Consider the following 19,416-nt stretch of genomic DNA (forward strand, 5'->3'; position numbering starts at 1 on the left):
TCCGCACTTTTCAGATACCGTCAGCGTTCCGGCGGCGCGAACCAGGCAGATTTGAAATCAAACCAGCCCAGCATATTCATCCGGACGCCGCGCATACTACGTTGCCCCTGAAGTTGCAGCCAATGGTGCAGCAGAGGGTGCAGTTGACCGCTGGCGATCAGTTTTTCACACCACTCCGCCATCGGCAGCGTCTGGTTACGCCACTGCTGTGCATCTGCATGCAGATTGTCATCCAGACAGTGCTGGGCCAGCGGGAGTTCGTAGAGCATCGCGAACAGGGAAAATTCGATCGGCAGGTAACAATTCAGGCTACCAAACCAGATATCGCTGTCGGCATTGCCCTGATACCAGTCTTCGTAGCTGACCGTCTGAATATGCAACGTGACGCCGTGCTGTGCCAGCAGCGTGCGCATAATCTCACTTAATATCCGGTATTCAGGATGTGCCTGATAGAACGTGAGCGTGACTTCTGTCAGCCCTTTAGGAATGGATTGCGGTACATCGGGATGGTGATGGTGCCAGCGCGGCAGCAGGCTGTAGGCGGGCGACCAGTCACGCTGGTTGCTGGTATTGGCGTGGTTGAGTAGCGAAATGGGGTTAAATATCTGCCTGAGCCATCGCTGAGCTTCCGGTCGTGATGCTAACGGCGAACGCTTGTCGAACAGCAGGAAATAGCCGCCTTCTTCCATCCGGCTTTCTAACTGTTCGTGACGAGAATTGTCAGACTGGAGTTGGATAGATACTGGCATTTCCTCCGGTTCGTCGGGAAGAACCCAGATATTGACCTCATCAATCAGCGCCCGATAGCCAAAATAGTCATCGAAGGCGCGAATTTTCAATTGATTACTATTATTGCGTACCACGGCATAAGGGCCAGTGCCAATTGGGTGCTGGGCAAAATCGGGTAGCGTTTGCCACTCTTGCGGCAAAATCATGGCGTGCACGCTGCCTAATAACCACGGTAGCCAGTTATCCGGGCTGTTTAACCGGATATCAATCACGAAGGGTATTGGCGAGGTGACGCTTTCAATATGAGAAAAGAGCGGGAGCGGAATAAGACGAGAGAGTGACGTGGTGATGTCATCCATCGTGAGCTCTCGTCCGTGATGAAAACGGATAGCCGGGCGCAGATAGAAGCGCCAGTGTAGGGAGGAGACCCTCTGCCAGTGATGAGCCAGGTCGGGTTCAACTTCCCCATTTTCCTCATTTATCTTGGTAAGACCGCTGAAAATTTGCCGTGCGATGTGCATTTCAGAACGCCGCAGCGCCGATCCGGGCTGCAGATTGCGTAATGGGCGGTAATAGAGAATACGCAGAATATGCTTTCCCTGCCGGAAGCTCCGTCCGAGGTGAGCAAGTAACATCTGGCGTATCGCTTCTTTATCACCAACCAATTGCACCAGTTGCTCAATGCGGTCCTGTTCCAGCAGATCTTCAGCGCGCTGCTGCTGTAGTGCTAATCCGGTATAAACAAATGACAGTTGAGAGCGCTTCCCCCTGCCAGCTTCTGCCTGCCAGACGAGCCAGCCTTCTTGCTGCATCGCGTTCAACAATGAGCGGATATGACGTCGGGAACAGTTCAGCACCCCGGTTAGCTCTTGCAGCGTGGTGTCGGTGGTTTGTCCCTGAAAGTGTTGCCACAGGCGGATGAACTGTTGTTGCAATCGAGGGGAAGACATAAAAGAGGAACTCCCTGCACTAAAGTCATCAATTTATCTTTCCCTATATTACGTCGATACTTTCCAACAAGGAAAGAGAGGAGGTGGCTTATGGCGATTTCCCGTTTGTACCGGTTCTATCAAACCTACTTATCGACCTGTAAGGCAAAGTGGTTGCGATGGATGTCTACCCAACAGCGCGTTGCATTATTGCAGCAGGCAACGCAGTGGCACCTGAACGAAATGTCTGATGAAGAGTACCGTCATTGGCTCTAGGTGGTGCGAAACAATTTATTCTGAGTAAAACAATGTATTCTGAGTAATGGTGATGTTTCACCAGCCAGCGAGTTTTCTCGCTGGCTTTTTTTATGGCGTTTACCTGCCACCCTATTACGGAGCGTTGCGTCATTTTTGGCTATTGCGGATAGCTTGCGTGACGAAGTGGCATCAGCGGCGCTGTTCACGTAATGATTTGTTCACGTAATGGCTTGCCTTCGCTGAGCAGTGCACAATAGCGTGCCAATTCATCCTGCTGGCGGGCATTTCGTATCTGTAATGCCAGATTAATCGTGGCAAGCTCCCGAGCGTTGTCGGCTAATGCTTGTGGGATTTTTTTTTGTTTGGCCAGCCAGTCTGCGACATCGCTCCACTCCCACAGCGGTGATGTACCGCCTAAACGTTGGACTGGAGAGGGGAAATCGCCTGCGCCACGTTTTCCATCTTTGAGAAGCGCAATCGCCTGACGCGACATCGTAGACAAGGCTGCGATATCACTGATCCCAACCCAGACTGCATCAACGGAGTGGACTCTGGCCTGGATGCCTGCTGACTCGATATCATGAATAGCACTGATGACCGCGGTAGAAAAACGAGGGCTTTCTCGATCAAATTCGAGATAGACGGCGCTGCCATAGAAGCAGATCAAAGCGTCGTCGCAGCCGCTGGCAAAAAGCGCATCTTCCAGCCCAGCCGTATCTGCGGAAACGCCCGTTAGCGTGAGAGAAAAGTGATACGTTGTCATAAATTCCTCGGTAAGCCGTATATATCTTCTATTGTTTCAGTATTGTCAGGCAGTTATCGACGTTGCGGCGGATCTGCTTTGCATGATTTTCCGGGACTGATGGCGTGGACCAAATGCTCATCATATGAGTGCTGTGGTCCGGCGTGCCGCAGATAAGCCTGCCAAATGCATGCCCGTTGCTGGGATAAAAACGCCAGCCCTGCGCTAATGCGTATTCAATGGCTGCCTGAATATGCTTGTTTGGGTGTTTTTTCATCGCGATATAAGGTCATGGTATGTTCATGTGTTGACAGATGTCAACATTGATGATGGTCAAAAATGAAATATACCCGCTTATTTCGCTGACCATTGAATGGCGTGGTCAGCCTACGTGCGGCTTCGCAAAAGCAGGTTGAAAGGAAGAGAGGAGGGGAGGAATACATCCCAGAGAAGCGTATTCAGATATTACTAATGTAACGTTTAATACCCAATATTGAATGTTAGGCTTAAAGCTATTGTCATTAAAATTAAACAATTCTATGAATGTGTTTCTATAATAGAGAGTAACGTAAGAATAATGGTTAAGATAATTCACTAACACTATGTGATAGTTTGCTTTTTGAATAGTTATTAATTGAAAGGATTGTCGTTTAAATGACATTTTTCGTGATGGCGATCTTATAGGTAAATTATTTTTTATAGGCGACTGTTTTTTCTCTTGTATTTAACGCAGATTGTCACAACCTTTAAATATTATGTAACATGTGGCGGCGTTTTATTTTTCTTTGCTTGCCTGCAATTTACTTCACAGCAATTATTTTGAATAACCCGATGGATGTAAAAATGAGCGACGTCCCTTACCAGTCAATAGCGATTTACGAAAAACCAGAACCCCAGCATTCCGCTTCTGGATTGCATAACATCAAATTGACGCCACTTTTTGTCGTTGTTTTTTCTGGTGTTTTGCTACTCTTTGCCTTGGCAATTTCCACATCATCGTATTTTCTTAAGCAGGCTGAACTGTCGCTAAATGACTCTACGCTGGAATTGAATGTGCGTATGGAGTTGGTGGATAGTGCGAATCATATGCGTGCGGCGCGTATGAATTTGCTGCATGCCGTGAATCATTTACGCAATGGCCTTACTGCTAACTATAACGCCAGTATGAAAGCCGCAGAAGAACGCCTGTCGTTGTCTCAGCAAATGTTTAATGGGTATCAAAATAGATCGGCTCGTTCTGATGTTGAACTCGCTCGTGATAATGAATTAAAAGCGCGTTATAGCGATTATGTTGAGCGCGGAATCAAACCCATGTTTGACATCGCAAAGAAGGGCAATGTTGAAGAGCTCAATGCGTTTGAGTCAACGGTGATGTCTAAATTGGATGATGACTACGATGTGCCGTTGAAAGCGTCTTATCTTTATCGGGTTGAAATGGCAAAAAATATTAACGTGACAGCTGAAAGGCATTCCACGCAGGGATATACGCTCATGACGGGTGCCTTTATTTTAGCCATCGTGTTGACGGGTATGACATTCTTATTAATTCGCCGAGTCATTATTAACCCAGTGCAGTATTGGGTATCGCGCATACAGGCTATTGCGCACGGAGACTTAACGCGCACGAGTGTGGATGTGGGAAGAAATGAAATCGGTATTCTGGGGGACAATATCCAGCAAATGCAGGATTCGCTCTCCGAGACGGTTGGCTCGGTACGCGACAGCGCAGAGTCGATTCACAGCAGTTCGACGAAAATTGCCGTCGGTAATACAGATTTGTCTGCACGAACAGAACAGCAGGCCGCAGCGCTGGCGGAAACGGCAGCCAGCATGGAGCAGCTTACGGCGGCAGTGAAGCAGAATACGGATAATGCGCACCATGCCAGCGAGGTCGCGACGGAGACGTCAGCCAAAGCGGTGAACGGTGGCAATATTGTTGAACAGGTTGTGGGATCGATGGCCGATATCGCCAAAAGCTCAGACAAAATTTCCGAGATTATCGCGCTCATTAACGGGATTGCATTCCAGACCAATATTCTGGCGCTGAATGCGGCGGTTGAAGCCGCCAGAGCGGGCGAGCAGGGCAAAGGTTTCGCGGTAGTTGCAGGAGAAGTGCGTAATCTGGCGCAGCGCTCGGCTAACGCCGCAACGGAAATTGCCGCACTGATTAAAGAATCCGAAACCAGAGTGACAGAGGGGACGACATTGGCATCCGAAGCGGGTAAAGCGATGGCCGAGATTGTCTCTGAAATTAATAACGTCACCCGCATTATCAATGAGATCGCACTGGCTTCTGATGAACAAAGCAGTGGTATCAATCAGGTGTCGTTAGCGATATCAGAAATGGATCGCGTCACACAGCAGAATGCGACGCTGGTGCTTGAAGCGTCCTCGTCGGCCTCCTCGCTGGAGCAGCAGGCCGAGCGCTTGAATCTTGGGGTATCCCGGTTCCATCTGATGTAGTCCCGTTGGTAAAAAAGCCAGGGTGGTAAAAAGACAAACATCATCATCTCGTGGCCAGCGACGTTGTCGCTGGCTTTTTTTCGCTGTTTTTTCCAGCATGGGATATGAATCCGCTTCTGATAGAATCAGTGAACAGGTGCGCTGTTTCTGGCAGATAAAGCTTCCCCTTCTCTGCCAGAGCAATTTTGTACAAACGATAAGAGGGTTAACGCGTGCATAAAAAGCCGGTAGTGCAAGAGCAGACGCACTTCAGACACCTGGAGACGCTCGGCGGGCTGGATATGCTGCAGGCACAGTATTACCAGCAACGCTTTCCTCGTCACGTTCATGATACCTATTGCATCAGTGTGATTGAGCAGGGCGCTCAGCGTTTCTATCGTTCTGGTGCAGAACACGTCGCTCCCAAAGGCGACATCATTCTGGTTAACGCGGACGATGTACACACGGGGAGTGCGGAGGTAGAAACCGGCTGGGCCTATCGCGCTATTTATCCGCATCCCGACCTTTTTCGTTCAATTAATCAGGATCTGCAACGCGCAAAGGATTCCATTCCGTGGTTCCCCGACGCCGTGGTTCACGATCCTGGACTGTCTGAGCAGTTGCTCATGACGTTCAATATGCTTGCTCAGCCGGGCAATATGTTATTGAAAGAGACGCTATTGTTGTCGTCATTAACCTGGCTGACGATGCGCTATAGCAAGACGCGTCTGACGCCACAGATGTTGCCCGTTGCGACCCAAAATATACTGAACGTTAAAGCCTTTATGGACAGCTATCCCGAGAGAGAGCTGGCTCTCGTTGAATTGGCCGCGCTGGCTGAGCTCAGCGTGTGGCATTTCTTACGACAGTTTAAAGCGGTGGTGGGGATTACGCCTCATGCTTATTTGATTCAGGCACGGCTGCGCAAGGCGAAGGCATTGTTGCGTAAAGGCGATGCGATCCTCGATGTTTCCGTTCGATGCGGCTTTACCGATCAAAGCCACTTTCATCGCCATTTCAAAAACTCGCTGGGGCTGACACCGGGTGAGTTTGCTAAAGGTAACTTGTAGATAGTACCCACTTCCTATTTTGAATATAAAATCCCACCCTTAACGGCAAGCAACTTTATCCAATACTCTTAAAAAACGTTTTGTTAATTTTTCACTATCGATTTATTTATGGTAGTGCACTGTTATATGGAAAATACCGTAGCCCGTTCATCGTCTGCATCAAAAGATACAATTAGCCCGTGGAAGCACTTTATGACCGGCGTGGTTGAGATGCTTCCGCTCTGTTTATCCGTGGTGCCCTGGGGCATTCTGGCTGGTTCTATGGCTATCCAATCGGGATTATCTGTCGGGCAAAGTATCGGAATGTCTGCGATTATTTTCGCGGGGGCGGCACAGCTCGTCTCGTTAGGGCTCCTGATGTCCGGGGCGAATGTCGCGACGCTATTAATCTCCGTTTTTTTTATTACTGCCCAGCACCTGATATATGGCCTGACGTTGCGTGAATACGTTTCAACGCTGAAATTAAGAAAACGGCTTCCTATCGGGTTTTTATTATCGGATGAGCTTTTTGCACTCAGTGAAAAGAAAGACAGGAAGAACAACGTTAGTACCAGCTATTTAATCGGTGCGGGTTTCACCTTTTATATATTTTGGAATATCTTCAGCATTCTTGGCGTGGTGATGGCGTCATCTGTGCCCGATTTGGATAAGTATCATCTTGATTATTCTATCGTTGCTACGTTTATAACCATTGTCGTACCGATGATAAAGAAGATCAGTACCTTCTCTGGTGTCCTGTTTTCTCTACTATTGTCGATGCTATTAACCTATTTCAAGATAGAAGGTGCCATCGCTATTGCTGGCGTCGGCGGCATGTTTTTTTCTGTGTTCATCGCGTCAGTGCTTAAGGAAGAAAAATGAGTTGGTTATTGATATTCGTTCTGGCGGCGATCGTGTTTTTTAATCGCTATATCTTTCTCGAACCCGCTGTGCCGGTAAAAATCCCGGTTTTACTCCACCGTGCATTAAAGTATTCCGCGCCTTGCTTACTCACTGCGATTTGCGGCCCGATTATTTTAATGGATCACGGAGTGATTCGCGCATTTCCCGATAATCCGTATTTTCTCGGTGCTATTGTGAGTGTCGTGATTTCCTTTTTTATCAGAAATATTGTGGTCGCGGTGCTTTTGAGCATGCTGGCTTTTTATATGATTGCCGCGCTGTTGTAATCAGCTCATTCTGCCAAAAGAAAAAGCCCGCAATACAGTGCGGGCTTCGGGCTATCTGTAATCTTGAATCAGTTCAAAAATGCAGGCTGATTCTTTTCATACTCGGTGATAGACGCTTCGTGTTGCAGCGTCAGGCCGATGCTGTCTAATCCGTTGATCATGCAGTGACGGCGGAAGCTGTCAATTTCAAACGGGTAGCTTTTGCTGCCCGCCTGAACAACCTGATTTTCGAGATCGACGATAAAGTTAATGCCTTCCTGCCCGTCAACTAGCTTGAACAGCTCGTCCACTTCCTCGTCGCTCAGTTTCACCGGCAGCAGCTGGTTGTTAAACGAGTTGCCATAGAAGATATCGGCGAAGCTTGGCGCGATGACGACTTTGAAGCCGTAATCGGTCAGCGCCCACGGCGCGTGCTCACGGGAAGAGCCGCAGCCGAAGTTTTCCCGCGCCAGCAGGATGCTCGCCCCTTTGTAATGCGGTTTGTTCAGCACAAACTCAGGGTTAGGCTGTTGACCTGCATCGTCCAGAAAACGCCAGTCGTGAAACAGATGTTGGCCGAAACCGGTACGCGTCACCTTTTGCAGAAACTGCTTGGGAATGATGGCGTCGGTATCGACGTTAGCGGCATCCAGAGGAACCACCAGACCAGTGTGTTGAGTAAATTTAGCCATGTCGGTTTCTCTCTTAATTCAACTCGCGGACGTCGGCAAAGCGACCCGTTACCGCTGCAGCCGCAGCCATCGCCGGGCTGACCAGATGGGTGCGGCCAGCGCGCCCCTGACGGCCTTCAAAGTTACGGTTGCTGGTTGATGCGCAACGCTCGCCGGGGTTCAGACGGTCATTGTTCATCGCCAGACACATGGAACAGCCCGGTAAGCGCCACTCAAAGCCCGCTTCGATGAACACTTTATCCAGCCCTTCCAGCTCCGCCATGGTTTTTACCGGGCCGGAACCGGGTACGACGATAGCCTGAACGCCCGCGGCAACTTTGCGCCCTTTGGCGATTTCTGCCGCGGCGCGCAAATCTTCAATACGCGAGTTGGTGCAGGAGCCAATAAAGACTTTATCGATCTTCACGTCGGTCAATTTAATACCGGGTTGCAGATCCATATACGCCAGCGCTTTGGCAGCAGAGGCGCGCTCTACCGGATCGCTGAAAGAGTCAGGATTAGGGATTTCCTGATTAACGGCGATAACCTGACCAGGATTGGTGCCCCAGGTGACCTGTGGCGCGATCTGAGCAGCGTCCAGCGTGACAACCGTATCGAACTGCGCATCATCATCCGATTTCAGCGTGTTCCAGTACGCAACGGCGGCATCCCAGTTGGCGTCCTTCGGCGCAAACTGACGGCCTTTCAGGTAGTTGAAGGTCGTCTCGTCCGGCGCGACCAGTCCAGCTTTCGCGCCCATTTCAATCGCCATGTTGCACAGTGTCATACGGCCTTCCATGCTCAGCGCACGGATGGCTTTGCCACAGAATTCAACGACATGACCGGTACCGCCAGCGCTACCGGTTTTACCGATGATCGCCAGCACGATGTCTTTTGCGGTGATGCCGTGTGGGGCATCACCGGTGACTTCAATCTTCATGGTTTTGGCGCGACCCTGCTTCAGGGTTTGCGTCGCCAGCACATGTTCCACTTCCGACGTACCAATACCGAAGGCCAGTGAACCAAATGCGCCGTGCGTTGCCGTGTGAGAGTCACCACAAACGATGGTCATGCCTGGCAGCGTCATTCCTTGCTCAGGCCCAATAACGTGAACGATACCCTGATACGGGTGGTTCAGGTCATACAGCTGAACGCCGAATTCCGCACAGTTTTTGATCAGCTCCTGCATCTGGATGCGGGCCATCTCGCCGCTGGCGTTGATGTCTTTGGTTTGCGTGGACACGTTGTGGTCCATGGTCGCGAAGGTTTTTCCCGGTTGACGAACCTTGCGGCCCATCGCGCGCAGGCCGTCGAAAGCCTGCGGGGAAGTTACTTCGTGTACCAGATGTCTGTCGATATACAGCAGCGGCGTTTCGTTTGGCGCTTCATGAACCACGTGCGCTTCAAACAACTTTTGATATAACGTCTTACCCATGGTTATGCCCCTTGCGCCACAAAACGCGCAATCACGTCGCCCATCTCATTGGTACCGATCGCGTTGCTGGTACTTGCCAGATCGGCGGTACGATAGCCTTCAGCCAGTGCGGTATTGACCGCTTTTTCGATCGCGTCTGCGGCATCATCCGCACCCAAGCTGTAGCGCAGCAGCAGCGACAGCGACAGAATCTGTGCAATCGGGTTAGCAATGTCTTTACCGGCGATATCCGGCGCGGAACCGCCAGCAGGCTCGTACAAACCGAAGCCTTGTTCGTTCAGGCTTGCGGAAGGCAGCATACCCATTGAACCGGTAATCATGGCGCACTCGTCGGACAGAATGTCTCCGAACAGGTTAGAACACAGCATCACGTCAAACTGAGACGGATCTTTGATTAACTGCATTGTCGCGTTATCGATATACAGATGGGACAGCTTCACATCTGGATAGGCTTTGGCAACTTCATTCACGATCTCGCGCCACAGAATAGAGCTTTGCAGCACGTTGGCTTTATCGATAGAGGTCACGATACCGCGACGTTTACGCGCGGATTCAAACGCGATATGCGCGATGCGCTCAATCTCGAAACGGTGATACACCTCGGTATCGAAAGCGCGTTCATACTGGCCGCTACCTTCACGTCCTTTTGGCTGACCGAAGTAGATGCCACCCGTCAGTTCGCGGACGCACAGAATATCAAAGCCTTTCGCGGCGATGTCGCTGCGCAGCGGACAAAATGCTTCCAGCCCCTGATACAGACGAGCAGGACGCAGGTTGCTGAACAGTTTGAAATGTTTACGCAGAGGCAACAGTGCACCGCGCTCAGGTTGCTCTGCCGGTGGCAAATGTTCCCATTTCGGGCCGCCCACGGAGCCGAACAGAATCGCATCGGCCTGCTCGCAGCCCGCGACGGTCGCTTGCGGCAGCGGCGTGCCCTGACGGTCAATGGCGATACCGCCAACGTCATATTCGCTGGTGGTAATGCGGATGCCAAAACGCTGGCGTACTGCATCCAGTACTTTGTGCGCCTGTGCCATTACTTCCGGGCCAATGCCGTCTCCGGGTAAAACGGCGATATGGTAGCTCTTTGTCATCACACTGTTTCCTGACTGTTTTGTTGTTTGCTATCGTTTTGTTGTTGGTTATTGTGCTGCTGCAGACGTTGAATTTCTTTTTCTACCTGCTGAGCACGCTTGATGTTGTTTAATACATTTACCATTGCCTGTGCGGAAGATTCAACGATATCCGTCGCCAGACCGACGCCGTGGAAACGGCGGCCCTGATAATCCGCAACGATATCAACCTGACCCAGCGCATCACGACCCTGGCCTTTGGCGGTCAGTTGGTATTTAACCAGCGAAACCTGATAGCCCGTAATGCGGTTGATTGCCTGATAGACGGCATCTACCGGGCCATTCCCCGTTGCAGCTTCTGATTGGGTTTCTTCGCCGCAGATCAGTTTGACAGAAGCGGTTGCCATTACGCTGGAACCAGACTGGACGCTGAAATAATCCAGATGGTAGAACTCTGGCTCTTCCTGCTGACGATTGATAAAGGCCAGCGCCTCCAGATCGTAATCAAAGACCTGACCTTTCTTATCTGCCAGTTTCAGGAAGGCGGAGTACAGATCGTCCAGATTGTAATCGCTATCCTGATAGCCCATCTCTTCCATACGGTGTTTCACCGCAGCACGACCAGAACGGGAAGTCAGGTTCAACTGTACTTCTTTCAGGCCGATGGATTCCGGCGTCATGATTTCGTAGTTTTCACGGTTCTTCAGCACGCCATCCTGGTGAATACCGGAAGAGTGGGCGAAGGCATTGGCACCCACAACCGCTTTGTTAGCAGGGATAGGCATATTACAAATCTGGCTGACCAACTGGCTGGTGCGGTAGATTTCCTGATGATTGATATTGGTATGCACATTCAGGATGTTATGGCGGGTTTTGATCGCCATGATGACTTCTTCCAGTGAACAGTTACCAGCACGCTCGCCGATACCGTTCAATGTGCCTTCTACCTGACGAGCGCCTGCGTGCACTGCCGCCATGGCGTTGCCGACGGCCAAACCCAGATCGTCATGGGTGTGAACAGAAATAATGGCTTTATCGATATTAGGAACGTGTTGGTACAAAGAGGAGATGATGTTGCCGAACTCATGCGGCATGGTGTAGCCGACGGTGTCCGGGATATTAATGGTACGAGCACCAGCGTTGATGGCGGCCTCAACCACGCGACACAGGTCTGGGATTGGCGTACGACCCGCATCTTCACAGGAGAACTCGACATCGTCTGTGTAGTTACGCGCGCGCTTAATCATGTAGATAGCGCGTTCGATGACTTCGTCCAGCGTGCTGCGCAGCTTAGTGGCGATGTGCATCGGTGAGGTTGCGATAAAAGTGTGAATACGGAAGGCTTCTGCGACACGCAGCGCTTCTGCGGCAACATCGATATCCTTTTCGACGCAGCGGGTCAGGCCACACACACGACTGTTTTTGATATTGCGGGCAATGGTCTGAACGGATTCAAAATCGCCGGGAGAGGACACAGGAAAGCCAACTTCCATGACATCAACGCCCATACGCTCCAGAGCGAAGGCAATTTGCAGTTTTTCTTTTACACTCAAACTCGCCTGTAAAGCCTGTTCACCATCGCGTAATGTGGTATCAAAAATAATGACTTGCTCGCTCATCGGTTTAGTTCCTTGTCGTGTCTACTTGTACTTGGCGCTCGGCGAGTAAAAAAAAACCCGCGCATTAGCGCGGGTTTTTTGTATCGTGTGGCGAGAAACTTAGTTCTGAACTCTGCCCACAAACCTACCGCGCAAGAAGGATGCGTTTAGTAGTAGGCCTAGTAGGACAGTAAAGTTGAACATAGTGTCTCATCATCTAAAATTCAGTGTTGCTTTATTGGTACGCGATTATCAGGGATATGTCAACTTTTGATTGGTGTGATGTGCGTCAAGTAAACCAGTGATAGCCTGCGGCGAATGAACGAAAGATCGTTGCGGTTTTGAACAATGACGGTAGACTGCACGCCAAATAATGTACAGCTGTACGCTGAAACGCTGTCGACTTCACTTCCCTTATAAATTCTTTTACAGATGACTAATCATTTACAGCCATATCATGTGGTGCACCGGGTTCAAGATCGGATCAATCACTGCGCGGGTCGTATTGCGCTGCGCGAGTGGACGCCTGCGGGCGAACAACAGCTCACCTGGACACAGGCCGGACAGCGCATTCGGCGGATTGCCAGCGCGCTCCTGGCGCTGAGAGTCGACGTTCAGGAACGGGTGGCGATTTTCTCTCATAACTCGATGAATTGGTCGCTGGCCGATCTGGCGTTGCTGCACCTGCGTGCGATCAGTGTGCCAATCTATGCCACCAATACGGCGGCACAGGCAGCGTTCATCATCAATGATGCCGATATCCGTACGATATTTGTTGGTGGCCAGGAGCAGTTGGATGCGTTGCTGTCGTTACGTGAGAGCTGCCCGCAACTGCGAAATATTATCGTGATGGATGAGGGCGTTAACCTGCGCGGTAGTGACATCGTTCAGTCCTTACATGAGTTTGAAGCGCAGGCGGTAGACGAGTTCTGGCGTGATGAATGGCAAACGCGTATCGACAGCCGCGATCTCAACGATCTGTTTACGCTGATTTATACCTCTGGCACCACCGGCGAGCCGAAAGGTGTCATGCTGGATTATACCAACATGGCGATGCAGCTTAAGCTGCACGACGATCGTCTGGATATGTCAGAAAATGACGTATCGCTCTGTTTCTTACCACTTTCACACGTATTTGAGCGCGCATGGAGCTTTGTCATTATGCATCGCGGCGCACAGAACGTGTACCTCCGTGATACGAATCTGGTACGTGCCGCGATGCAGGCGGTGAAGCCTACGGTGATGTGCGCGGTACCGCGTTTTTATGAGAAAGTGTATAGCGCAATCCATGAAAAAGTGGCGCAGGCGCCGTGGTATCGCCAGCGGCTCTTCAACTGGGCTGTTACGCAGGGGCAATACGTTTTTCTGGCTAGCCAGACGGCGAAAAAAGCGGGACTCTTCCGCCGCATTATGCATCGCTATGCTGACCGTCTGGTGCTAGGGAAACTGCGCCAGCTTCTGGGAGGCGAGATTCGTTTTATGCCAGCCGCAGGCGCGCGACTGGATGACAATATCATTCTGTTTTTCAGCTCGATAGGGATTCGCATCATCTATGGTTACGGTATGACCGAAACCTGTGCGACGGTTTCCTGTTGGGAAGAAAATCGTTTCCGCTTAGGTTCTATTGGCACGCCGCTGCCGGGTATTGAAGTCCGTATTGGTGAGGAAAAAGAGATTCAGGTGCGTGGAGCGACCATCATGCGCGGCTATTTCCATCGTCCGCAGGAAACCGCAGAAGCCTTTACCGAAGACGGCTGGCTGAAAACTGGCGACGCGGGGGAACTGGATGCCAACGGTAACCTGTTTATTACCGAGCGCTTGAAAGATCTGATGAAAACCTCGGGGGGGAAATATATCGCCCCGCAGCATCTGGAAGGGACGCTGGGACAGGATCGCTTCATCGAGCAGGTTGCGATTATCGCAGACACGCGTAAGTACGTCTCTGCGCTGATTGTTCCCTGTTTCGAGGCGCTGGAGGAATACGCGCACTCTATCAATCTGAAATACCACGATCGTCTGGAGTTGCTGCGCCACAGCCATATTATTGAGCTGTTCGAGCAGCGCCTGCGGGAGATGCAGAAGGAACTTTCCCGTGTTGAGCAGGTAAAGAAATTCACGCTGCTGCCTGTGCCGTTTTCGATGGCGGAAGGGGAGTTGACGCCAACGCTCAAGCTGCGCAGAAAGATCATCAACCAGCGTTACCAGTTGGAAATTGATGCGATGTACGCCGAATCCTGATGGCGTTGGAGGCCGAGACGCTCGTTTCCTGAAAAGAAATGTGGTTTTTCGGCCTCAAGATTTCACTCTGTAATTTATGGCCTTTATGGACGATCTCTCAGGTCTGAAGGTTCCCGGTTAGTATTTTATCTCAGTTCTTTTTTCCATCACGTTCGATTCCCCCTCGTTCTGATTAAGGGCGGTGGTTTTTTGCCGTTTGTCTGCGTCATAATCTGGCGTTATGTTAATGGGCCGTCAGTAATCCCTATAATATTTCGTATTCTTGTACTAAAAATTAACAGTATTAACACTTAACCTTATTAACCCAAGGTGAGCGCGGGGATTTCCCCCGGTCAATACAGAAGCGGATTCCGCTTTCTGAACAAAAGAGGCAGACCCATGGAGATGTTGTCAGGCGCCGAAATGGTGGTCCGGTCGTTGATCGATCAGGGCGTAAAACATGTGTTCGGTTATCCGGGCGGTGCGGTGCTGGATATTTACGACGCCCTGCATACGGTTGGCGGTATCGAGCATATTTTGGTGCGGCATGAGCAAGGTGCGGTACATATGGCTGATGGCTATGCACGTGCGACGGGTGAAGTCGGCGTCGTGCTGGTCACGTCGGGTCCCGGTGCGACCAACGCGATTACCGGTATCGCTACTGCATATATGGACTCCATTCCTATGGTGGTGTTGTCCGGTCAGGTTGCGACTTCGCTGATTGGCTATGACTCCTTTCAGGAATGCGACACGGTGGGCATTTCCCGCCCTATCGTGAAGCACAGTTTTCTGGTCAAGAAAGCTGAAGATGTCCCGACGATTCTGAAAAAAGCGTTTTATCTGGCATCGACCGGACGCCCAGGGCCCGTGGTGGTCGATCTGCCGAAAGACATCATGAATCCGGCGAATAAACTGCCGTATGTTTATCCTGAAAGCGTCAGCATGCGTTCCTATAATCCGACGGTTCAGGGCCACAAAGGTCAGATTCGTCGCGCGTTGCAAACCCTGCTGGCGGCAAAAAAACCGATTATCTACAGCGGTGGTGGCGTAATTAATGCGGAGTGTCACGAAGAACTGCTGACGCTGGCGGAAAAACTGAACCTGCCAGTGACCACCTCTCTGATGGGGCTGGGCGGTTTTCCCGGCACGCACCGTCAGTGCCTCGGTATGCTGGGGATGCACGGGACATATGAAGCCAATACGGCTATGCATAATGCCGATGTGATTTTCGCCGTAGGGGTACGTTTCGACGACCGTACAACGAACAATCTGGCAAAGTACTGTCCGAATGCGACGGTACTGCACATTGATGTCGATCCCGCGTCGATTTCCAAAACGGTAAACGCCGATATCCCTATCGTGGGCGATGCTAAACAGGTGTTAACCCTGATGCTGGAGTTGCTGGCACAGGATGGCGCACAGCAGCAGTTTGATGCGCTGCGCGACTGGTGGCAGGGGATCGAACAGTGGCGTGGGCGTCACTGTCTGAAATACAGCACCGAAGGCGATAAGATTAAACCGCAGGCGGTGATTGAAACGCTGCATCGGCTGACCGAAGGAAAAGCCTATGTGGCATCAGACGTCGGTCAGCACCAGATGTTTGCCGCGCTGTATTATCCTTTCGATTTACCGCGTCGCTGGGTGAACTCCGGTGGGCTGGGTACGATGGGCTTTGGCCTGCCTGCTGCGCTGGGTATCAAGCTCGCGTTGCCGGAAGAAACCGTAATCTGCGTAACGGGCGACGGCAGTATTCAGATGAATATTCAGGAGCTTTCTACGGCGCTGCAATATGACTTGCCCGTTGTGGTGATTAACCTGAACAACCGTTTCCTCGGTATGGTGAAGCAGTGGCAGGACATGATCTACTCTGGCCGTCATTCCAGTTCTTACATGGAATCGCTACCGGATTTCGTCAAGCTGGCTGAAGCGTACGGTCACATCGGGATTTCTATCGATACGCCGGACGAACTGGAAAGTAAGCTGTCGCAAGCGCTGGCGCAGAAAGATCGTCTGGTGTTTGTTGATATCAACATCGACAGCAGCGAGCATGTTTACCCCATGCAGATTCGTGGCGGGGCGATGGATGAAATGTGGCTGAGCAAAACGGAGAGGACCTGATCATGCGGCGGATTTTATCAGTATTACTTGAGAATGAATCGGGCGCCTTGTCACGTGTCGTCGGCCTGTTTTCACAGCGCGGCTACAACATTGAAAGCCTGACGGTAGCCCCAACCGAAGATCCTACGCTGTCTCGTATGACTATCCAGACGGTAGGCGATGAGAAAGTGCTGGAGCAGATCGAAAAGCAACTGCACAAGCTGGTGGATGTCCTGCGCGTCAGCGAACTGGGGCAGGGCGCGCACGTTGAGCGTGAGATCATGCTGGTGAAGCTGCAAGCCACAGGATATGGTCGCGAAGAAGTGAAACGCTGCGCCGATATTTTCCGCGGCCAGATTGTGGATGTTACCGCTTCGCTTTACACCGTACAGCTTGCTGGCACGAGCGATAAACTGGACGCCTTCCTCAGCGCTGTGCGTGAAGTTGCAGAAATTGTTGAAGTGGCACGCTCCGGGATCGTCGGCGTATCACGCGGCGATAAAATCATGCGTTAATCGACTTTTCGCTGCTTTTTCCTTTAAGAGGCCCGATAATAGTATCGGGCCTTTTTATTTCCCTTATCTTATATAGGCGCAATATATTTCAGGTTAAAAGACGTCCATTATTGATATGACAGCTTGAAATATGCGGGTAACGTGATAAAAGCAGTTGCCGTACAAAAGCTTCTGCTGTTAGATCTACGCCATATCCATGATGATTTTATGGTCATCGCACTATTTATTATTTATCCGGCCTATTTATTTTCCGGCCTACTAAGGGGTTACCGTGAAACTGGATGAAATCGCGCGTCTTGCGGGTGTTTCACGCACGACAGCCAGCTATGTTATTAACGGGAAAGCAAAACAATATCGCGTGAGCGATAAGACCGTTGAGAAAGTCATGGCTGTCGTCAGGGAGCACAATTATCATCCCAACGCCGTCGCGGCTGGATTACGTGCTGGACGCACACGTTCAATTGGTTTGGTTATTCCCGATTTGGAAAATACCAGCTATACACGCATCGCCAATTATCTGGAGCGTCAGGCCAGACAGCGCGGATATCAGTTATTAATTGCGTGTTCAGAAGATCAACCAGACAACGAGATGCGCTGTATTGAGCATCTGTTACAGCGCCAGGTTGACGCTATTATCGTTTCTACTGCATTACCTCCCGAGCACCCATTTTATCAGCGCTGGATAAACGGCAACCTGCCGATTATTGCGTTGGATAGGGCGTTGGATCGTGAGCACTTTACCAGCGTGGTCGGTGCCGATCTTGAAGATGCCGAAATGCTGGCGCAGGAATTACGCAAAGTGCCTGCGAAGTCGGTACTGTATCTTGGCGCCTTGCCTGAGCTTTCCGTCAGTTTCCTGCGTGAACAAGGGTTTCGTCAGGCGTGGGCGGGCGATCCGCGTGAGGTGAATTATCTCTATTCCAATAGCTATGAACGTGTAGCCGCCGCCGCCGCATTTATGGATTATCTGAAAAATAATCCTATGCCTGAAGCGCTGTTCACGACCTCATTCCCGCTCTTGCAAGGGGTAATGGATGTTAACCTGAAGATTAACGGGCGTTTGCCGAATAATCTGGCTATCGCGACCTTTGGGGATAATGAATTGTTGGATTATCTGGAATGCCCGGTATTGTCTGTCGCTCAGCGCCATCGTGAAGTGGCGGAACGCGTACTGGAACTGGTGCTGGCCAGTCTGGATGAGCCGAAAAGGCCGAAGCCTGGTTTGAATCGTATTCGACGGAATCTGTATCGTCGTGGCTCACTGAGCCGCGTGTAATCCCTTGCCTTTCTGCGCTATAGATGACTATGGCGCTTCTCTTTTTTTGCTCAACGTCGATTCACTACCGACTCTCAATTTACGTCTATGGCAATGCCACGCGGAATAACCGACGGCAATATTCCAGAAAATAACCGTATATCACACCTGTCACCATCGATATCACCAGATTACTGGTAACGGCAGTCAGGATTTGTGCGGGATTTGCCCCGATAACCCAGAGAATGATGGCGTAAACCGGGGATTGGAAACTGACATAAGCAAAGAGATCGGCAAGGCTGCGCACCAGAAAATGCTCACCACCGTGACGTTTGGCGATATTCAACACGCGATCGCGATAAAGCCCGTACGGCCAGGCAATGGCGATATTCACGGGGATAGACAGTAAACGCGAAGACAGCGATTGCTCGAAGCTCATCCCGGAAAGCATGATTTCTATCGCCATGCCAGTGATGAAACAGTAGACAACGAGCGCAAAGGTATCTGCGGTGGCACTTCGCAATCGTGATGTCGGGGAAAACATACCGGGCTGCTCCATTCTTAGGGCGGATAAACTGGTGTAGTGATATTTTGTGGTTTTTTGTCATGCTTTATTTTGTTTGTGTAGTTTACATCACTGAATGATTAGCTTTGTACTAGGTAAAAATATTTATTTTTGAGCGTTTTTTATACTTTCTCGCTACTTTATATCTAGCCGGTAAGTTTCCCGTTTTTTTATCGTGACAAGGGATTTAAAGTTATTTAAAAACAATTTGTTATGGTTTTTCAGGATGAGACGTTTCTGTGAGGCTCTAATGACATTAAAGCAAGTGAGTAAATGACCGATAAAAAGGAGCTGCTTGCGACGTCCCTTTTCATGCTTTTCTGGATGTATGGATTGCACACGTTATTCGATCCGTTTTCTGGGCCTGCGTTTCTTTTTCAGGAAATCGCTTCCCTTGGTGAGGAGAATATCGAGCAGGGTAAATCGGCTGATGAATAAAGAATCGATGATGTTGATGTTAAAAATGTGACATTGAGCAAGTGTTAGCTATCACGGTATGATCTTGTGGGTTCGCACAAGCCTTGGTATTCAAGGTATTTGGGGTAATAAGACTATTCTGAAAACAGCTGTCTTTGGTATCAGCTTGTGACAATAAAAATAATCGAGATACCGGAGTCGATAGCGATATGTTTGCAGTGTTCCCATTCTGTTATGAATTTTTCTTACATTATC

18 protein-coding genes are annotated in these 19,416 nt (G+C 50.4%); 10 read left to right on the forward strand and 8 right to left on the reverse strand.

What is annotated here, in order from left to right; all coding sequences use genetic code 11:
* Positions 1 to 20: 20 nt before the first annotated feature.
* A complete protein-coding gene (gene sgrR / locus AB8809_RS03370) occupies positions 21 to 1,679 on the reverse strand; it encodes an HTH-type transcriptional regulator SgrR (RefSeq protein WP_349854568.1) in 1,659 nt (552 codons plus the stop codon).
* Positions 1,680 to 1,769: 90 nt separating this feature from the next.
* On the opposite strand from sgrR, the gene sgrT reads away from it, so the two are divergent.
* Complete coding sequence (gene sgrT / locus AB8809_RS03375) at positions 1,770 to 1,934, forward strand: glucose uptake inhibitor SgrT (RefSeq protein ID WP_015841746.1); 165 nt, start codon at positions 1,770 to 1,772, stop codon at positions 1,932 to 1,934.
* Between the two features lie 184 nt (positions 1,935 to 2,118).
* On the opposite strand, the gene AB8809_RS03380 is transcribed toward sgrT, so the two are convergent.
* Entirely contained in the window at positions 2,119 to 2,679 is a 561-nt protein-coding gene (locus AB8809_RS03380; RefSeq protein ID WP_182100541.1) for an AlpA family transcriptional regulator, read from the reverse strand.
* Between the two features lie 28 nt (positions 2,680 to 2,707).
* Positions 2,708 to 2,935 carry a hypothetical protein gene (locus tag AB8809_RS03385; protein ID WP_215483162.1) on the reverse strand — a complete coding sequence of 76 codons (228 nt, stop codon included), beginning with the start codon at positions 2,933 to 2,935 and terminating at the stop codon, positions 2,708 to 2,710.
* A 566-nt stretch (positions 2,936 to 3,501) separates the two neighbouring features.
* Here AB8809_RS03385 and AB8809_RS03390 point away from each other — a divergent pair.
* The 4 genes from AB8809_RS03390 (at position 3,502) to AB8809_RS03405 (ending at position 7,339) form a co-directional block, all read left to right on the forward strand.
* Positions 3,502 to 5,121: a methyl-accepting chemotaxis protein gene (locus tag AB8809_RS03390; protein WP_349854567.1), complete on the forward strand. Its 1,620-nt coding sequence runs from the start codon at positions 3,502 to 3,504 to the stop codon at positions 5,119 to 5,121.
* Between the two features lie 212 nt (positions 5,122 to 5,333).
* Positions 5,334 to 6,170 (forward strand): AraC family transcriptional regulator, encoded by an 837-nt coding sequence (locus AB8809_RS03395; RefSeq protein WP_349854566.1) that lies wholly within the window; start codon positions 5,334 to 5,336, stop codon positions 6,168 to 6,170.
* 126 nt (positions 6,171 to 6,296) lie between these two features.
* Entirely contained in the window at positions 6,297 to 7,031 is a 735-nt protein-coding gene (locus AB8809_RS03400; protein ID WP_182100544.1) for an AzlC family ABC transporter permease, read from the forward strand.
* Complete coding sequence (locus tag AB8809_RS03405; protein ID WP_181829330.1) at positions 7,028 to 7,339, forward strand: AzlD domain-containing protein; 312 nt, start codon at positions 7,028 to 7,030, stop codon at positions 7,337 to 7,339. Before AB8809_RS03400 ends, AB8809_RS03405 begins: the two co-directional genes overlap by 4 nt.
* 68 nt (positions 7,340 to 7,407) lie before the next feature.
* Here AB8809_RS03405 and leuD read toward each other — a convergent pair whose 3' ends face one another.
* Genes leuD through leuA form a run of 4 tightly spaced genes read right to left on the reverse strand, consistent with a single transcriptional unit; the run spans position 7,408 to position 12,116 of the window.
* The gene (gene leuD / locus AB8809_RS03410) at positions 7,408 to 8,010 is read right to left on the reverse strand and encodes a 3-isopropylmalate dehydratase small subunit (RefSeq protein WP_015841741.1); all 603 of its coding nucleotides are present in this window, start codon (positions 8,008 to 8,010) and stop codon (positions 7,408 to 7,410) included.
* A 13-nt stretch (positions 8,011 to 8,023) separates the two neighbouring features.
* Positions 8,024 to 9,424, reverse strand: coding sequence for a 3-isopropylmalate dehydratase large subunit (gene leuC / locus AB8809_RS03415; RefSeq protein WP_015841740.1), 1,401 nt, complete (start codon positions 9,422 to 9,424; stop codon positions 8,024 to 8,026).
* A 2-nt stretch (positions 9,425 to 9,426) separates the two neighbouring features.
* Entirely contained in the window at positions 9,427 to 10,518 is a 1,092-nt protein-coding gene (gene leuB / locus AB8809_RS03420) for a 3-isopropylmalate dehydrogenase (protein ID WP_180776786.1), read from the reverse strand.
* Positions 10,518 to 12,116, reverse strand: a complete 1,599-nt coding sequence (leuA, locus tag AB8809_RS03425) for a 2-isopropylmalate synthase (protein ID WP_015841738.1) — start codon at positions 12,114 to 12,116, stop codon at positions 10,518 to 10,520. The genes leuB and leuA overlap by 1 nt, the downstream gene beginning before the upstream one ends.
* A 411-nt stretch (positions 12,117 to 12,527) precedes the next feature.
* Here leuA and AB8809_RS03430 point away from each other — a divergent pair, with 411 nt between their 5' ends.
* The 4 genes from AB8809_RS03430 to cra all read left to right on the forward strand — a co-directional run bounded on the left by AB8809_RS03430 (position 12,528) and on the right by cra (position 18,200).
* Positions 12,528 to 14,333: a long-chain fatty acid--CoA ligase gene (locus tag AB8809_RS03430; protein WP_180776787.1), complete on the forward strand. Its 1,806-nt coding sequence runs from the start codon at positions 12,528 to 12,530 to the stop codon at positions 14,331 to 14,333.
* Between the two features lie 378 nt (positions 14,334 to 14,711).
* The gene (ilvI, locus tag AB8809_RS03435) at positions 14,712 to 16,430 is read left to right on the forward strand and encodes an acetolactate synthase 3 large subunit (RefSeq protein WP_015841736.1); all 1,719 of its coding nucleotides are present in this window, start codon (positions 14,712 to 14,714) and stop codon (positions 16,428 to 16,430) included.
* Between the two features lie 2 nt (positions 16,431 to 16,432).
* Positions 16,433 to 16,924 (forward strand): acetolactate synthase small subunit, encoded by a 492-nt coding sequence (gene ilvN / locus AB8809_RS03440; RefSeq protein ID WP_005975253.1) that lies wholly within the window; start codon positions 16,433 to 16,435, stop codon positions 16,922 to 16,924.
* 271 nt (positions 16,925 to 17,195) lie between these two features.
* Positions 17,196 to 18,200 (forward strand): catabolite repressor/activator, encoded by a 1,005-nt coding sequence (cra, locus tag AB8809_RS03445; protein WP_180778507.1) that lies wholly within the window; start codon positions 17,196 to 17,198, stop codon positions 18,198 to 18,200.
* Between the two features lie 85 nt (positions 18,201 to 18,285).
* Here the strand turns inward: cra and AB8809_RS03450 are convergent, their stop codons facing one another.
* On the reverse strand, positions 18,286 to 18,723 hold the full coding sequence (locus tag AB8809_RS03450; RefSeq protein ID WP_015841734.1) for an L-alanine exporter AlaE: 438 nt from the start codon (positions 18,721 to 18,723) through the stop codon (positions 18,286 to 18,288).
* A gap of 294 nt (positions 18,724 to 19,017) precedes the next feature.
* Between AB8809_RS03450 and AB8809_RS03455 the strand changes: the two genes are divergently transcribed.
* The gene (locus AB8809_RS03455; RefSeq protein WP_155116486.1) at positions 19,018 to 19,182 is read left to right on the forward strand and encodes a hypothetical protein; all 165 of its coding nucleotides are present in this window, start codon (positions 19,018 to 19,020) and stop codon (positions 19,180 to 19,182) included.
* Positions 19,183 to 19,416 lie beyond the last annotated feature (234 nt).

The sequence above is a fragment of the Pectobacterium aroidearum genome (genome assembly GCF_041228105.1).
Classification (GTDB): Bacteria; Pseudomonadota; Gammaproteobacteria; order Enterobacterales; family Enterobacteriaceae; genus Pectobacterium; species Pectobacterium aroidearum.

Bases quoted from the DNA above. Each gene is read 5' to 3' on its own strand.
- sgrR (WP_349854568.1), bottom strand. From the start codon at position 1,679: ATGTCTTCCCCTCGATTGCAACAACAGTTCATCCGCCTGTGGCAACAC.
- sgrT (WP_015841746.1), top strand. From the start codon at position 1,770: ATGGCGATTTCCCGTTTGTACCGGTTCTATCAAACCTACTTATCGACC.
- AB8809_RS03380 (WP_182100541.1), bottom strand. From the start codon at position 2,679: ATGACAACGTATCACTTTTCTCTCACGCTAACGGGCGTTTCCGCAGAT.
- AB8809_RS03385 (WP_215483162.1), bottom strand. From the start codon at position 2,935: ATGAAAAAACACCCAAACAAGCATATTCAGGCAGCCATTGAATACGCA.
- AB8809_RS03390 (WP_349854567.1), top strand. From the start codon at position 3,502: ATGAGCGACGTCCCTTACCAGTCAATAGCGATTTACGAAAAACCAGAA.
- AB8809_RS03400 (WP_182100544.1), top strand. From the start codon at position 6,297: ATGGAAAATACCGTAGCCCGTTCATCGTCTGCATCAAAAGATACAATT.
- AB8809_RS03405 (WP_181829330.1), top strand. From the start codon at position 7,028: ATGAGTTGGTTATTGATATTCGTTCTGGCGGCGATCGTGTTTTTTAAT.
- leuD (WP_015841741.1), bottom strand. From the start codon at position 8,010: ATGGCTAAATTTACTCAACACACTGGTCTGGTGGTTCCTCTGGATGCC.
- leuC (WP_015841740.1), bottom strand. From the start codon at position 9,424: ATGGGTAAGACGTTATATCAAAAGTTGTTTGAAGCGCACGTGGTTCAT.
- leuB (WP_180776786.1), bottom strand. From the start codon at position 10,518: ATGACAAAGAGCTACCATATCGCCGTTTTACCCGGAGACGGCATTGGC.
- leuA (WP_015841738.1), bottom strand. From the start codon at position 12,116: ATGAGCGAGCAAGTCATTATTTTTGATACCACATTACGCGATGGTGAA.
- AB8809_RS03430 (WP_180776787.1), top strand. From the start codon at position 12,528: ATGACTAATCATTTACAGCCATATCATGTGGTGCACCGGGTTCAAGAT.
- ilvI (WP_015841736.1), top strand. From the start codon at position 14,712: ATGGAGATGTTGTCAGGCGCCGAAATGGTGGTCCGGTCGTTGATCGAT.
- ilvN (WP_005975253.1), top strand. From the start codon at position 16,433: ATGCGGCGGATTTTATCAGTATTACTTGAGAATGAATCGGGCGCCTTG.
- AB8809_RS03450 (WP_015841734.1), bottom strand. From the start codon at position 18,723: ATGTTTTCCCCGACATCACGATTGCGAAGTGCCACCGCAGATACCTTT.
- AB8809_RS03455 (WP_155116486.1), top strand. From the start codon at position 19,018: ATGACCGATAAAAAGGAGCTGCTTGCGACGTCCCTTTTCATGCTTTTC.